The organism is Acetobacter sp. JWB, assembly GCF_003323795.1.
In the GTDB taxonomy this organism is placed as follows: domain Bacteria; phylum Pseudomonadota; class Alphaproteobacteria; order Acetobacterales; family Acetobacteraceae; genus Acetobacter; species Acetobacter oryzifermentans.
The window spans coordinates 2,540,689-2,555,302 of sequence record NZ_CP030871.1 but is presented as its reverse complement, the minus strand read 5'-3'; the positions used below and the strand labels follow the sequence as shown (position 1 = coordinate 2,555,302).

Annotated in this window: 13 protein-coding genes; 8 read left to right on the top strand and 5 right to left on the bottom strand. The window is 54.1% G+C overall.

Annotated features, from left to right (window positions below; genetic code table 11):
* The first annotated feature begins 436 nt into the window (after positions 1–436).
* Complete coding sequence (locus DS739_RS12075; protein WP_035352260.1) at positions 437–1,132, top strand: hypothetical protein; 696 nt, start codon at positions 437–439, stop codon at positions 1,130–1,132.
* A 125-nt stretch (positions 1,133–1,257) separates the two neighbouring features.
* Here the strand turns inward: DS739_RS12075 and ilvD are convergent, their stop codons facing one another.
* On the bottom strand, positions 1,258–3,126 hold the full coding sequence (ilvD, locus tag DS739_RS12070; protein WP_035352258.1) for a dihydroxy-acid dehydratase: 1,869 nt from the start codon (positions 3,124–3,126) through the stop codon (positions 1,258–1,260).
* A 264-nt stretch (positions 3,127–3,390) separates the two neighbouring features.
* On the opposite strand from ilvD, the gene pstC reads away from it, so the two are divergent.
* From pstC to phoU, 4 genes are read left to right on the top strand one after another with little or no spacing between them, the layout of a single operon-like run.
* Positions 3,391–4,374 carry a phosphate ABC transporter permease subunit PstC gene (gene pstC, locus DS739_RS12065; RefSeq protein WP_006115063.1) on the top strand — a complete coding sequence of 328 codons (984 nt, stop codon included), beginning with the start codon at positions 3,391–3,393 and terminating at the stop codon, positions 4,372–4,374.
* A 2-nt stretch (positions 4,375–4,376) separates the two neighbouring features.
* Positions 4,377–5,252, top strand: a complete 876-nt coding sequence (gene pstA / locus DS739_RS12060; protein WP_006115062.1) for a phosphate ABC transporter permease PstA — start codon at positions 4,377–4,379, stop codon at positions 5,250–5,252.
* Positions 5,249–6,079 carry a phosphate ABC transporter ATP-binding protein PstB gene (gene pstB, locus DS739_RS12055; RefSeq protein ID WP_006115061.1) on the top strand — a complete coding sequence of 277 codons (831 nt, stop codon included), beginning with the start codon at positions 5,249–5,251 and terminating at the stop codon, positions 6,077–6,079. The genes pstA and pstB overlap by 4 nt, the downstream gene beginning before the upstream one ends.
* Before the next feature lie 17 nt (positions 6,080–6,096).
* Complete coding sequence (gene phoU, locus DS739_RS12050) at positions 6,097–6,813, top strand: phosphate signaling complex protein PhoU (protein ID WP_006115060.1); 717 nt, start codon at positions 6,097–6,099, stop codon at positions 6,811–6,813.
* Positions 6,814–6,840: 27 nt separating this feature from the next.
* Here the strand turns inward: phoU and DS739_RS12045 are convergent, their stop codons facing one another.
* Together DS739_RS12045 and DS739_RS12040 are read right to left on the bottom strand one after the other, a co-directional pair.
* Positions 6,841–7,713: an SDR family oxidoreductase gene (locus DS739_RS12045; protein WP_006115059.1), complete on the bottom strand. Its 873-nt coding sequence runs from the start codon at positions 7,711–7,713 to the stop codon at positions 6,841–6,843.
* A complete protein-coding gene (locus tag DS739_RS12040; protein ID WP_006115058.1) occupies positions 7,713–9,044 on the bottom strand; it encodes a hypothetical protein in 1,332 nt (443 codons plus the stop codon). Before DS739_RS12040 ends, DS739_RS12045 begins: the two co-directional genes overlap by 1 nt.
* Positions 9,045–9,250: 206 nt before the next feature.
* Between DS739_RS12040 and rplM the strand changes: the two genes are divergently transcribed.
* A complete protein-coding gene (rplM, locus tag DS739_RS12035; RefSeq protein ID WP_006115057.1) occupies positions 9,251–9,727 on the top strand; it encodes a 50S ribosomal protein L13 in 477 nt (158 codons plus the stop codon).
* A 5-nt stretch (positions 9,728–9,732) separates the two neighbouring features.
* A complete protein-coding gene (gene rpsI, locus DS739_RS12030) occupies positions 9,733–10,221 on the top strand; it encodes a 30S ribosomal protein S9 (RefSeq protein WP_003624653.1) in 489 nt (162 codons plus the stop codon).
* Positions 10,222–10,287: 66 nt separating this feature from the next.
* Here rpsI and DS739_RS12025 read toward each other — a convergent pair whose 3' ends face one another.
* Entirely contained in the window at positions 10,288–11,880 is a 1,593-nt protein-coding gene (locus tag DS739_RS12025; RefSeq protein WP_006115055.1) for a S10 family peptidase, read from the bottom strand.
* A gap of 184 nt (positions 11,881–12,064) precedes the next feature.
* Here DS739_RS12025 and DS739_RS12020 point away from each other — a divergent pair, with 184 nt between their 5' ends.
* A complete protein-coding gene (locus DS739_RS12020) occupies positions 12,065–12,799 on the top strand; it encodes a hypothetical protein (RefSeq protein WP_232517462.1) in 735 nt (244 codons plus the stop codon).
* Between the two features lie 60 nt (positions 12,800–12,859).
* Here DS739_RS12020 and DS739_RS12015 read toward each other — a convergent pair whose 3' ends face one another.
* A complete protein-coding gene (locus DS739_RS12015) occupies positions 12,860–14,614 on the bottom strand; it encodes a DEAD/DEAH box helicase (RefSeq protein ID WP_006115408.1) in 1,755 nt (584 codons plus the stop codon).

Sequence of the window (14,614 nt, the reverse complement as noted above, 5' to 3'; positions counted from 1 at the left end):
CAACATTTGTTTCAATGGCATGACGTGCAGGCCCGTATAGGGTAGGGTAACTTATCTGCCTGATTGTAACGGGCGGAATAGATCAAGGATAACAAAACATGTCCAAGTGTGCGGTTAAGTGCCCGAAATCTCCGTGTGTGCGTGGCCTTCTGGTTGCCGGACTGATTGCAACAGTGGTGTATTTTCTGCGTAAGAAGAAGTCCTGCGCATAAAATTTGCTTCTTGCAGATTTCATGCAGCAAAGCCCGTCTGGTCTGCCAGACGGGCTTTCTGTTTTCTGATCGCGTCGTTGTCAGACACCATAACATGGCGTCATGGCTTGTGTTATGGTGAAACCATTGTATCACGGGCATTAAAATAACCCAGTGTCTGGCGCATGGCTGCATCAGACTGATGTTGGAAAGGATTAAGAGCGTTGCATCCTCTCGTTTCCCGTATGTCTTCTTTGGTCACAGGTTCTGTGGCTGTGTGCACGCTCGCTGTAGCTGGCTTAGCTGCTGCTCCTTCCGCAGCTCATGCTCAGGCTTCCGTGCTTTTGAAAAACCAGACCGCAACCGCTGTGGTTGAAACAGTGGACCGTGATGCGCGTGAAGTGCTGCTGCGTGAAGGCAATGGGCATCTGATCACCATTGAATATGGTAGTGCTGTGCGTGATCTGCCGCATCTGCATGAAGGTGATCACCTCAAAATTCGCTTTGTGGAAACACTCGGTGCCCAGATGGCCCCTCCAGGTAGCCCTCTGCCCGAATCCACACTCACAACTGCCCGTGGTTATGCGCACGGCCACCCGCGTGGTGTTATTGCAGCTTTCAATCGTGAACGTGGCACCATTAAGGCGATTGACCTGAAAACCCACACGGTTTCTTTTGTAACGGACGATGGCGCGCTGCATGTTGCCGTTTTGCGTACGCAGGCTATGCAGGATTTTCTGGCGACTCTGAAAATTGGTGACGTGGTGGATATTACCCGTGCGGAATCCATTTCTTACGTCATCACCAATGAAAACGTGCCCCAGCCGCCCACCAGTGGGCCGCAACTTGCCGCTCCGGGTGGTGATAGCGTAGCAGCCCCTGCAACACAGGCGGCTCCTGCTGCTGCTCCGCTTGAAGCTCCGGCAGCAGCAGGGCAGTAAGAGTTTATCTGCGTGGATATCGTTTTTTTGAGGTGATATCCGGTCTGGATGAAACGGCATGAAAAAGCCCCGGTGGATTTTTCCACCGGGGCTTTTTGTTGCTTAATGTGCTGAAAAGCTGCGTATTAACGCGGTGTCCGCCGCGTAAGCTGGCTTACATCTCTTACGGCACCACGGGCTGCGCTGGTGGTCAGGGCCGCATAGGCCTTCAGGGCGTTGGAAACCACACGGTCACGCTTGGGCTGCCATGCCTGATCACCCAGATCATCCATACGTGCCCGGCGGTCAGACAATTCGCTTTCCGGTACAGCTACAGCCAGTTTGCGGTTGGGGATATCAATTTCAATAATATCGCCTTCCTCTACCAAACCGATAACCCCGCCTTCGGCTGCTTCAGGGGAGATATGGCCAATAGACAGGCCGGAGCTTCCGCCCGAAAAGCGACCATCTGTAATGAGGGCGCATTTTTCAGCCAACCCTTTGGATTTCAGATAGCTGGTGGGGTAGAGCATTTCCTGCATGCCGGGGCCGCCTTTGGGGCCTTCGTAGCGGATCAGCACCACATCACCGGGTTTGATCTTGTCGCCCAAAATGGCGGAAACAGCGGCATCCTGACTTTCAAAAATACGTGCTGGCCCAGAAAATGTTTCCAAGCCAGCGGCAACACCCGCCGTTTTAACAATAGCGCCATCTTCGGCCAGATTGCCGTACAGAACAGCCAAGCCACCATCCTGATTATACGCGTGTGCGCCATTACGGATGGCACCGCTTTCCGTATCCATATCCAGTTCATGATACTGGCTGGACTGCGAGAATGCTTCTGTAGTGCGCACCCCGCCCGGAGAGGCGCGGAAGAAGTCTCGTGCTGTGGTGTTGGTTTCAGCACCCGGTGCGCGGATATCCCAATTTTTCAAGGCTTCAGGCAAGTTGGCGGCATGCACCATGGGCACATCGCGATGCAACAGGCCCAGCCGATCCAGCTCACCCATAATGGCTGGAACACCACCAGCGCGGTGCACATCTTCCATATGCACATCTGGGCGGGAAGGAGAAACCTTGCACAGATGCGGCACCTTGCGGGAAAGGCGATCAATGTCCTTCATCGTAAAAGGCACATCGCCTTCATGGGCGGAGGCCAGAAGGTGCAGTACGGTGTTCGTAGAGCCGCCCATGGCGATATCCACGGACATTGCGTTTTCAAACGCATCCATTGTGGCAATGCTGCGTGGCAGCACGGAGGTATCGTCCTGCTCATAATAACGCCGGGCCATATCCACAATACGCTGGCCTGCTTCTACAAATAGGCCGCGGCGTGCGGAATGTGTGGCCACAAGGCTGCCATTGCCGGGTAGGGAGAGGCCCAGTGCCTCGGTTAGGCAGTTCATGGAATTGGCCGTGAACATGCCAGAGCAGGAGCCGCAGGTGGGGCAGGCGGAGCGTTCAATAGCCAGCGAATCGGCATCGCTTACATTTGGGTTGGCAGCAGAAACCATGGAGGTCACAAGGTCTGCGCGCTGTTCAATATCCGCCAATGTTACGCGCCCGGCTTCCATGGGGCCGCCGGAAACAAAAATGGTGGGAATATTCAACCGCATGGCGGCCATAAGCATGCCCGGCGTAATTTTATCGCAGTTGCTGATGCACACCAATGCGTCTGCGCAATGTGCATTCACCATATATTCCACAGCATCAGCAATCAGCTCGCGCGAGGGCAAGCTGTACAACATGCCGCCATGGCCCATGGCAATGCCATCATCCACCGCAATGGTGTTGAACTCACGGCCAATTCCACCAGCTTCTGCAATGGATTGGCACACAAGCTGGCCCATATCCTTAAGATGAACATGGCCGGGCACAAACTGGGTAAAGGAGTTGGCAACCGCAATAATGGGTTTGCCAAAATCGGAGTCTTTCATCCCGGTGGCGCGCCACAGGCTACGAGCGCCTGCCATGTTGCGCCCGTGTGTGGTGGTGCGGGATCTGTAACCGGCCATGGTGGGGTCTTCTCTCTGGTTTCTGTCTGCTGTGTGGTTCCGGAGCAATCTGGCTTCCGCCAGATATATGGGGGCTGCACATTAGACTACAAAGAAACTTCTGTCAGGCCGGGATTGTGGCTAGACCGCGGATAGTGGTTTTTCCTGCTACAGTTTTGTGACAAATCTGCTTTTACCCAGCTTTCTTGCGGGGGGTATGTTGCAGGAGACGGAGGCGTTCAGTATTCCTCCTCGCATCCGGCGGACGTTCGGAACGGAGAGCAGATGGAAATTTCCGCAAGGCAGCCCCTGCCCGCAGCAAAAAAGAACCACCCAGCCGGAGGTGTTCGCACAGCAGATCCTTTCTTCAGGATGCTGGTGATAGCAACCGGTGTTGGTGTTCTGGTGGTGCTAGGGGCCATTATTGGTGTGATGGCAGTAGGAGGCTGGAAAGCCTTTGCTGTGTTTGGGCCTGAATTCCTTATATCTGCGGTGTGGAACCCCGTTACCCAGCATTTTGGGGCAGCGGCACCCGTTTTTGGCACCATTGTCAGCAGTGCGATGGCACTTGTTGTGGCGGTGCCATTGGCTTTTGGCACTGCATTTTGGCTGGCAGCCCTTGCGCCTCCGGCAGCGGCGGCTTTTATTGGCATGGCTGTGCAGCTTCTGGCTGCTGTTCCTTCCATTATCTTCGGGATGTGGGGCTTTTTTGTGGTGGTGCCGTTGGTTGCCCACTATGTGCAGCCTACAGCGCGGCATCTGTTCGGGCATGTGCCTGGGCTTTCTGCGCTTGTGGCAGGTGCACCGTTTGGCACCGGCCTGTTCACTGCCAGCCTTATTCTGGCGATTATGATTACGCCTTCCATTACCGCCGTTATGCGGGACGTGTTTGTTTCCATGCCTACGGTATTGCGTGAAAGTGCCTACGGGTTGGGCGCAACGCGCTGGGAAGTTATGCGCAACGTAGTGCTTCCGTGGTCTCGGCAGGGTGTGATTGGCGCTGTTGTGTTGGGCATGGGCCGTGCCATGGGTGAAACAATGGCTGTGACCTTTGTTATTGGGGATAGCAACCATATTGGTTGGTCACTTTTTGCACCGGCCAACACCATTGCCTCTCTTATTGCTTTGGAATTTCCCGAAAGCCCAGCAGGGAGCCTGAAGCTGGCGTCTCTTATGGCGCTGGGGGCTATTCTGATGGCGATTTCGTTCCTGACACTCTGGTTCTCTCGCTGGCTTCTGGCCCGTGGGCAGAAAGCTGCGGGAGGTTAAGGATGGCCACATCACGTTCTCTGCTTCGGTCCGATCGCTCTGCCTCGCTTCTGTTGCGCAGAAAAGTGACCGACAGAATGGCAACCGGCCTGAGCTGGTTGGCCATGCTGATTGTTGTGTGTGTTCTGGGGTCCATTTTATGGACACTGTTTAAAAACGGGTTAGCTGGCTTGAGCATTAACCTGTTTACACATTCCATGGCCGCACCGGGCCAGAATGGCGGCTTGGCCAATGCCATTATGGGCAGCATTTTGCAAACCGGGCTGGCAATTCTGCTGGGCACGCCAGCAGGTCTGCTGACAGGTATTTATCTGGCAGAATACGGCACAAACAGTGTGCTGGCGCGCACGGTGCGCTTTGTTTCTGATATGCTGCTTTCTGCTCCATCCATTCTGATTGGCCTGTTCATCTATATGGTGCTGGTGGCGCCGCTGGGACATTTTTCTGGTTATGCAGGCTCTCTGGCCCTTGCCATTCTGGCCATGCCGATTGTGGTGCGCACAACCGAAGATATGCTTTATCTGGTGCCCGTTGCCATGCGTGAGGCCGGTATTGCGCTAGGGGCTCCAAAATGGCGGGTGATCCTGTTTATCTGCCTGCGTGCAGCGCGTGGCGGCATTCTTACAGGTGTGCTGCTGGCTGTGGCGCGTGTGGCGGGTGAAACAGCACCGTTGCTGTTTACATCACTGGGGAATTCCGAGTGGTCTGTTGATATGAATCGGCCCATGGCCAGCCTGCCTGTGGCCATCTACCAGTATGCAGGTTCAGCTTATCAGGATTGGATGCAGCAGGCTTGGACAGGTGCGCTGCTGGTTACACTTGGTGTGTTGATTATTAATATTGTGGTGCGGGTCGGAACCCGTGGAGGACGGACATGAGCATAGAGGTCCAAACGGAAACCGTTGCCGCAGAGCAGACAGTGACTGTTGCCGAGACAGAAAAAGATGCCCGCCCGATTGCTTTGCAAGTGCGGGATCTGAATTTCTATTATGGTAAGTCACACGCGCTGCACGATATTTCTCTTAATTTTCCCGAACGCAGCGTAACGGGTATGATTGGCCCTTCAGGGTGCGGTAAATCTACTCTGCTGCGTGTGCTGAACCGGATGTATGATCTGTATCCGGGACAAAAGGCCACGGGTGAGGTGATATTTGATGGCCAGAATATTCTGGCCGCCGGAGTGGATCTGAACGTACTGCGCTCACGCATTGGCATGGTGTTTCAGAAACCCACACCATTCCCCATGTCTATTTACGATAACATTGCTTTTGGCATTCGACTGCATGAGCGTGTTGCTCGTTCAGAAATGGATGGGCGGGTAGAAGATGCTCTGCGGCGCGTGGCTTTGTGGTCTGAGGTTCAGGACAGGCTCAGCAGTTCTGCTACGGCTATGTCTGGTGGCCAGCAGCAGCGTTTGTGCATTGCCCGCACGATTGCCGTAAGGCCTGAAGTTATTCTGCTGGATGAACCCACAAGTGCGTTGGATCCAGTTTCCACCGCTCGTATTGAAGAGTTACTGGATGAACTGAAAACAGAGTTCACCATTGCTATTGTAACGCACAACATGCAGCAGGCTGCGCGGTGTGCGGATCAGGTAGCATTTTTCTATATGGGCAAGCTGATTGAAGTGGACAGCACAGCGCGCATGTTCACAACCCCGCGTGAACAGCAGACGCAGGATTATATTACCGGCCGCTTTGGGTAAGCAGAAAGGAACACGTTATGGGAAACGAACCCGCACATACCGTTACCCGATACGATCAGGAGCTTGATCGACTGCGTGGAATTGTTGCCCGCATGGGTGGCTTGGTGGAACGCCAAACCGCGCAGGCTATTGCCGCAGTAGTGGATCAGGACGAAGAAGCCGCTATTGAACCACCCGAACTGGATACAGAGGTGGATGCGCTGGAGCGTGAGGCAGAAATGCTGGCGATCCGCATTCTGGCCCTGCGCGCACCAATGGCGGTGGATTTGCGCATGATTGTTGCTGTTCTGAAAATGAGCGGTGATTTGGAGCGTATTGGCGATTACGCTTCCAGTATTGCCCGCCGCGCCATGAAGGTGGAGCCGCTGGACGGTGCGTTTTCCTTCAGCCCGTTACGGGCAATGGCGCGTCTTGTTCAGGAAAATCTGCACAAGGCCATTGAGGCCATGGTGGAAAATGACAGCACCCGCGCCATGGAAGTGTGGAATGCAGATACCGCTGTGGATGAGCTGTATACAGCCATGTTCCGTGAACTGGTCACGTATATGATGGAAGATCCGCGTAAGATCGGCCCATGTATCCATCTTTTGTTTGTTGCGAAAAACTTGGAACGTATTGGTGACCACGCCACCAATATTGCAGAGCGGGTGTACTACGCTGTAACCGGCAATATGCTGCCAGCAGTGCGCCCACGCGGTGGCGCTGCCAGAAAAGACACTCATAAAGAGTCTTGATTGTATAAGATCTAAGGTTGGCGCGTATCAGTCTTTAAAGGTACGCGCTAATCCTTCCTGCAGATCTATGGGCTGCACGCCTAAAAAATGCTGCATTGGTGAAATATCGAAATTCTTGTTTTCAAGCAGGCGACGAATTTCATCTGGCCCGATTTCAGGTAACCCCGGAATCCGAGAGGTTATATGGGCGCACGCCATCAGCAATTTGGCAGGTAATGAAATAAATGGGCGCGGGCGCAATCCGCTGGCCTGTTCCACCAAAGTGACAAACTGTTTGTAGGTTACGGCGTTTTTTCCAGCAATAACAAGGCTGCGTGGGCCGTGCCATGTTTGTGCAAGTGCAGCCAGAATACTGGCAGTTACATCTCCCTGCCAGATAGGCTGCACCAAAGCTGTTCCGCCATTTGGTAAAGGGATAACTGGCAAAAAGCGTAGAAGTGCAGCTAGGCGCTGCACATTATTTTCACCCTGAGCGCCATAAATCATGGTGGGGTGCAAAATAATACTGTCGCGCCCCGAAGCCATAAGGGCTTTTTCACCTAACAGAACGCCATTGCCGTGTGCATCGGGCCAATGTGTGAATTTACGTGTGCTGCCAAGGCATACCAGTTTGGCAGAATCTGGCGCAGCGGCCAGCAAGGAAGGGATATTACGCGCGTGCGCTGTGCAGACAATGCGCGTGGCATCTACCAACACGGGTTTTAAAAGCTCGGTAGGGGCTGTCAGATCGGCAATGCGAATATTTTCCAACCCATCAGCCCGGCTGGCGTTACGCACAACCGGGATGATGGGAATACCCCGTGCCAGCAAAGCCTGACACACAGCTCGCCCAGAACGGCCTGAGGCTCCAATAACATGAACCGGACCTAGCGCAGGCTGAAGTGTATGAAGAGGCAGCATTACGGCGTATGCAGGGAAAGGCCAACCTGCTGCGCAATTTGTGGTGCCACGCCCACAGCCCCTAAAGATGCCAGAACTGTCATGAGTGGGAGCGGACGCTGCGGCTGGATATAAATATCCAACGGGCCTTTTTCAGGGTGTAGGGCATAGGTAAGTGCTTGGGTCAGAATCGGGTTATTGCCCTGCTTGGTCTGTTCCTGCCATGTGGCCAGCATATCGTGCAGGTTCATGTTGCGGGCCTTGGCAGCCTGATCCAATATTTTAGGCACAAGCCCATGATCCATATAGTTCATGTGCATGTGTAAAACCTGCATATCTGCGTTTGCAGCCACAACAGCGTGGGAACCTGCTTGCGCAAAATCTCCATCCAAATGCAGACGGCCCATTTGAGCAGCATCTATACTCAGTTCTTCAATATGTAGTTTGTCTGTTTTTAGATCATGTGTGTCGTTCAAAACCAGAGAGGCGTGTAGGCGATCATAACCCAGGGTGGGTAACCATGCGAGATTAGGCATGCTCGGCCAGAGTTCTGCATCCTGCACGCTGGAAACTTCCTGCTCAGCAGATTCGGATTTGCTGGAATGAGACAGAATCTTCACAGCGCGCAAAAGTGGGCTGTCGCCATCAATGGCAAGATGATCAATCTGGATATCGCGGGTGCCGTTGCGGGCAGCATAAGCTGCACCGGTTGTAAGGCTATTGTACAACCCAGCCAGATCTAGGCCATCAATGCCAACATGGTCAGCAGAAACATGGCGGGCAGGGGGAACATCCGCAGAAAATTGCAGCTTTGTGGCCTCAAGATGCGAGGCCATGCTTTCTCCAAAATCATCTACTGTAACAGTATCAGCAGAGATATCGGATTGCAGGCTATCAATAAACCCGTGCAGCTTTGTGGCTTCTGCATGTTGGATAGAAAGCGTATGGGCTGGCGTGTGCATGTCTTCCTTTACCGGAAGCGTAACGCCTTCCATGGCCAATTTTGCCAGATGCAAACTGCCTGCCGTATCTGCCATCTGAAAGTTGCGGAAGGAAAGATGCTCGATAAGCGGAGACTCGGAGCCCTTGGTAACGGGTTTAGAAACCTCTGCTTCATCTGCCGTTATGGTTTCTGGCCCTTGGCGGAATACAAGGCTGGTAAATTTTACACTGCGCCCCAGCACACCGGGAGTGGCTTTTTTGTAGGTAAAAGAAGCATCAGGCCCCAAGGTTTGCCTAAAACGCTCTATGCTTTTGTCCAGCATAAGGTGTTCGGCATGGCGTGCACCAAGCCAACCAATGCCGCCTAGAATGGCAATGCCGGAAATCATGACCAGAACGTTCTTCTTCACCCGTTGGAAATCCTACTGTTTCGGGACACAAAACCAGCTTTAGTGCATGGCGGATGGGGCTGCAAGCGCTGGTACGGTAACATGTTACCTATAGAAAACCCCCTGAAAATACAGACATCAACGCAAACAATGCTTGACGTTTTGTTTTAGGCACCGCATAAGGCGCCATCTTGGATACACAACTGTTCTAGTATGGAATCAGTGTCATGAAGACCACCCTCTCGCTGAAGCCCGCGGAGGTGACGAAGAACTGGATCCTGATCGATGCCGAAGGTCTCGCTCTAGGTCGTCTCGCCGTCATCATTGCCCAGCGCCTGCGCGGCAAGCATAAGCCTCAGTTTACTCCGCATGTTGATTGCGGTGACCACGTTGTTGTCATCAACGCGGAAAAAGTTGCCCTGACAGGCCGCAAGGCTGATCAGAAGCTCTTCCACTATCACACCGGTTACCCCGGCGGCATCAAGGAACGCACTGTAAAGCAGCGCCTTGAAGGCAAAAATCCGGGTCAGCTGGTTGAAAAAGCTGTGGAGCGCATGATCACGCGCGGTCCGCTGCAGCGTCAGCAGATGCGCAGCCTGCATGTTTATGCTGGTGCAGAACACCCGCATGCTGGCCAGAACCCCCAGCAGCTTGATGTTGCGGCCATGAACCGCAAGAACGTTGTTAACGTGCAGAAGGGCTGAGCAGAATGTCTGAAACTCAGGAACGTACAGGCACGCTGGCCGATCTGAAGACCGTGGTTCCAGAAATTGCTTCTGATGCTCCGGTTTATGAAGCCAAGCGTGATGCGCAGGGCCGCTCCTATGCAACAGGCCGTCGTAAGGACGCAGTTGCTCGCGTGTGGATCAAGCCTGGCAAGGGTGAAATCACCGTTAACGGTCGCCCGGTTGGCACTTACTTTGCGCGCCCCGTGCTGCGCATGCTGCTGACCCAGCCTTTCCTTGTGTCTGACCGTTACAACCAGTTCGATGTGGTTTGCACCGTAACGGGTGGTGGTCTGTCTGGTCAGGCAGGTGCTGTTCGTCATGGTATCAGCCGTGCGCTGACACATTACGAACCAGAACTGCGCAGCATCCTTAAGGCTGCTGGCTTCCTTACGCGTGACTCTCGTAAGGTGGAACGTAAGAAATACGGTCGCGCCAAGGCTCGTCGTTCCTTCCAGTTCAGCAAGCGCTGATCTGTCAGGAAAAACGGTTTACCGTTTGGCAGAAACGGGTGGGGAAGCAATTCCCCACCCGTTTTTTTATGGTGTCATGAAAGTTTTGGCATCCTGCGCAAGTGCTGCGCGGCTGTCTGCCCGGATGTAAATCATATGGCCGCCGGGGTATGTGTGCAGGGCAATGCGGTTTCTGCCTACTGGAATATGCTCAGCCACCCAGCGGGATGAGGCGAAAGGGCAGACCAGATCATAATACCCGTTGGCAATAAAAATCCGCAGGGTTGGGTTAAGTGCCAGAAGGCGGCGGAGCGTCGGAATAGGACGGACAATGGGGCTGCCACCATCCCGATAATCCCACTCCTCATTCACCTTCATGTTCAAAAGTGAATAGCTCAGCGATGTGCGGAAGTTCAGGCTGGTTGCGGCATATTGCTCAAATGCGCTGCCATAGGCACGGGTAAAGCCATCCAGAATGGGGTCAGGGCTTGCACCATTTTCCACACCTTCGGGGAACGGGTCAGCAATAGAAAACGTGCCGTCATACAGAGAATAAAGCCGCCCATTGCGGCTGCGCACATCGTGGGCTTCTGGCTGCAGCATGCCGCGTTCTTTTGCCACCGTTTCAAGCGGTATGCCGGAATGCGTGGCAACGTCTTCGTAAAAATCCTGCGCGGCGTTTCCGGCAAGTGGTGCGTTGGCCAATGTGCTCAGGTAAGGGCCAATAGCGTAATGGTATGCGCTATCCAAATGCCCCGCAGCGTTTTCTGGTGTCAGTTTATGTTGGAGCGCTAGCTGAGATGCTTCTAAGGAAGGCAGGACAAAACTGGTTGCCAGAATATCGTTGGACGTATCCAACAATGTCATATCCAGTGCAGGTGAGATCATGATGATCCCATTCACCAGAATATTCTGATCCTGCGCCAAGGCATCTGCCACCTCAATGGCGCGTAGGCCACCATAGCTTTCACCTACAAGATAGCGCGGAGAAATCTGGCGGTTACTGCTTTGCGCCCAAAGCTGAATGGCCTTGGCAAATGCGTGGGCATCTTGTTTGACGCCATAAAATGTTTTGGCAGCTTTTTTAGCATCTGTGGGGATAGACCAACCAGTGCCGGGGGCATCTATAAACACCAGATCCGCCGCAGCCAGCCAGCTTTCTGTGTTGGGGGTAAGCTGGGCGTTGGCGCCATCTGCTGGGTTGCCATTGGGGAAAGAAAGAATAGAGGGGCCTGCGGCACCCAGATGTAGGTATGCCGTACCTGCGCCGGGCCCTCCGTTAAAGAAATAGGCAACAGGCCGATGTGCCGGATTTACGCCATCCTGCGTGTAGGCAACGTAAAAAACACGTGCAGTAGGGGCACCATCATCATCCCGTAAAGTCAGGGTGCCGGTATGGGCTGTGTAGGAGATCTTTCGCTTATCAAAAATGCCAGTGTGATGTGTGATGGCATCTTGGGGCAGCAGAGCGGCTGCATTGTGGAATGTATCTGTTTGGGTTTGCGCTGGAGCGGGCCCCGTTACCGAGGGGACGGCCTTGGCGGGCGGTGGTGATGGTTCAGTTGCGGCTATGGCTGTAGTGGAGAGGCTAAGGGCAACAGCCAAAGAGCCAGCAAGCTTTAGCTTGTTAAAATTTGGCCATTTTGCCGGGTGGAAAACAGGTTTCATCACGATACGCATGATCCTTGGTTCTGTCGAAAATACTTACCGCTATGCTGCGTCTGCAATCGTGTTCTCGCAAGGGCCGGGGTGGACTATTTTTTGCCAGAATTACATGTCTAAAAATTCATCAACGTTCCGCTTTATGTGGACAGGATTGAAGAAAGAATAGGTTATTATGCGATTTGTTCAGAAATTTGCGGTGATGAGTTTATCTGTAGCAGCTCTGGCAGGTACGGCATCTTTGGCACACGCTGATCCGTGTTTGTCTCTAACAGGTTGCTTACAGCAGGATGCAAAAGATCAATTGAATGCAACGCGTGACAGCGTGCGTAATGATGCAAATAATCTGACATCTGGTTTCAGAAATAGTGGTCAGGCTGCGCGAGATCAGGTGCGAAATAGTTGGAACAACAGCACCGAAGCAACACGTGAGAAGCTACAGGCTCAGCGCGACCGTGTAACCAACGCGGAAAAGAATGTACGTGACCGCTGGAACAACAGTGGTGAGGAAGCGCGTGAGAAGCTACAGGCTCAGCGCGATCGTGTAACCAATGCGGAAAAGAATGTGCGTGACCGCTGGAACAACAGTGGTGAGGAAGCACGTGAGAAGCTGCAGGCTCAACGCGACCGTGTAACCAACGCGGAAAAGAATGTGCGTGACCGCTGGAACAACAGTGGCGAGGAAGCGCGCGAGAAGCTACAGGCTCAACGCGACCGTGTAACCAACGCGGAAAAGAATGTGCGTGACCGCTGGAACAACAGTGGCGAGGAAGCGCGCGAGAAGCTACAGGCTCAACGCGACCGTGTAACCAATGCAGAAAAAAATGTTACAGATCGTTGGAATAATGCGGGGGAAAATACGCGGAAGGCTTGGAAAGCTCAGAAAGACCGGGTTTCTTCCGACCTTCGGGATGCAACCACTCTACCGCCTTTGTAAAGCTGGCTTAAACGACATCAGGCCGCTACGTGCGGCCTGATGAGTTGATGCGTATAAAGTTTATTTCGGCTTACGCTTGCGGGAAGAATTGCTTTTGCTAGCGCCTTCCCGACGTGGTGCAAAAGAGCGACCACCTTTTGGTTTCCGATCAGCATAGGCTGGGCGAGATCCGCCACCGCCACCTTTGCGGGGTGCTGCTGCGGGTTCAACTGTAATTTCGTCCGGGTCCGTAGCAGAAGCGCAAGATGCAAACTGCTCGGCTTTATCTGGAGAAATTTCAACCAGTGTATGATCCTGCGTGATACGGATAGACCCGATATCCTGCTTTTTAATGTTCCCCAACCGGCACAGCATAGGCACCAGCCATTTGGGGTCTGCCCGATCTTCACGACCAACAGAAAGACGGAACCATTTGCCATCCATGGCGGGTGCGCGTTCTCTTTCGCGCACAGGGCGGTTGGGATCACGCTCACGCGGGGCGGCACGGCGTGCATCTGGTGTGAGCACCCGCACGGAAACAGGGGCAGGCAGGCTTTTATGCCACAGGCCAACAAGGGCCGCCCCAAGTTGCTCTGGTGTGTGTTCGGCAGCTAGGCGACTAATCAGCGTTTGTGTTTCTGCATCTTCTGGTGCTGGGGCAGAAAGGAATGGCGCAGCCAAAAGGCGTTCGGCATCCGCAGTAGCAATAGCTGCCGGAGTAGGGGCACCGCTCCATTCTGCGGTTACCTTGGCAGCCTGAAGCAGACGTTCTGCCAATCTTCTGCGTGCTGGCGGTACCAGCAGTACACAAGTGCCTTTTTTGCCTGCGCGGCCTGTACGACCGGAGCGATGCAGCAAGGTTGCAGGGTTGGAAGGCAGGCTGGCATGGATAACCAGCCCCAAATCCGGAATATCAATACCGCGAGCGGCCACGTCTGTTGCCACGCATACACGGGCTTGGCCGTGGCGCAGGCTTTCTATGGCGCGGCTGCGTTCATTCTGTCCCAGATCACCTGAAATGGCGACGGAGGAAAAACCGCGTTCCGTCAGAATCGCCTGCAACTGGCGTACAGCTTCACGCGTATGGCAGAAAACGATGGCAGCGGAGGATTCCATCAGCCGCAGTACGTTTACAACCGTGCCTGCCATATCGCCCTGTTCTGTCAGAACGGCGCGGTAGGTAATATCGGCATGGGGGGTGTTTGTCCCCACCGTGTCAATGCGCAGGGCATCCTGCTGATAGCGGCGTGCAAGGGCTGCAATATCGCGGGCAATGGTTGCGGAAAACAGCAGGGTACGCCGCTCTTTGGGCATGGCGTCCAGCAGGGTTTCCAGCTCATCACGGAAGCCCAGATCAAGCATTTCATCTGCTTCATCCAGTACCACGGCTTTCAGGTGTGAAAGATCAAGTGCACCGCGGCGCAGATGGTCACACAGGCGGCCCGGCGTGCCCACAACAATGTGGCAGCCAGAGGCAAGGGCGCGGGCTTCCTTGCGGGGTTCCATGCCACCAACGCAAGAAACAATCCGTGCGCCGGTTTCGGCGTACAGCCATTCCAGCTCACTGCGTACCTGCAAAGCAAGTTCACGCGTGGGGGCAATAACCAGAGCAATAGGCGCGCCAGACGGCACGCAACGGCCTGCATCATTCAGCAGCAGGTCAGCCAGCGTTAGGCCGAAAGCAACAGTTTTGCCAGATCCGGTGCGGGCTGAAACCAGCAGGTCGCGATTTTTGGCATCATCGGCCAGAACGGCGGCCTGAACAGCGGTAGGAGCAGTAAAGCCGCGTGCAGCAAGAGCACGAGCGAGAGGGGCAGGAGCATTCTGAAAAGGCAT

Bases quoted from the DNA above. Each gene is read 5' to 3' on its own strand.
- DS739_RS12075 (WP_035352260.1), top strand. From the start codon at position 437: ATGTCTTCTTTGGTCACAGGTTCTGTGGCTGTGTGCACGCTCGCTGTA.
- ilvD (WP_035352258.1), bottom strand. From the start codon at position 3,126: ATGGCCGGTTACAGATCCCGCACCACCACACACGGGCGCAACATGGCA.
- pstC (WP_006115063.1), top strand. From the start codon at position 3,391: ATGGAAATTTCCGCAAGGCAGCCCCTGCCCGCAGCAAAAAAGAACCAC.
- pstA (WP_006115062.1), top strand. From the start codon at position 4,377: ATGGCCACATCACGTTCTCTGCTTCGGTCCGATCGCTCTGCCTCGCTT.
- pstB (WP_006115061.1), top strand. From the start codon at position 5,249: ATGAGCATAGAGGTCCAAACGGAAACCGTTGCCGCAGAGCAGACAGTG.
- phoU (WP_006115060.1), top strand. From the start codon at position 6,097: ATGGGAAACGAACCCGCACATACCGTTACCCGATACGATCAGGAGCTT.
- DS739_RS12045 (WP_006115059.1), bottom strand. From the start codon at position 7,713: ATGCTGCCTCTTCATACACTTCAGCCTGCGCTAGGTCCGGTTCATGTT.
- rplM (WP_006115057.1), top strand. From the start codon at position 9,251: ATGAAGACCACCCTCTCGCTGAAGCCCGCGGAGGTGACGAAGAACTGG.
- rpsI (WP_003624653.1), top strand. From the start codon at position 9,733: ATGTCTGAAACTCAGGAACGTACAGGCACGCTGGCCGATCTGAAGACC.
- DS739_RS12025 (WP_006115055.1), bottom strand. From the start codon at position 11,880: ATGCGTATCGTGATGAAACCTGTTTTCCACCCGGCAAAATGGCCAAAT.
- DS739_RS12020 (WP_232517462.1), top strand. From the start codon at position 12,065: ATGAGTTTATCTGTAGCAGCTCTGGCAGGTACGGCATCTTTGGCACAC.
- DS739_RS12015 (WP_006115408.1), bottom strand. From the start codon at position 14,614: ATGCCTTTTCAGAATGCTCCTGCCCCTCTCGCTCGTGCTCTTGCTGCA.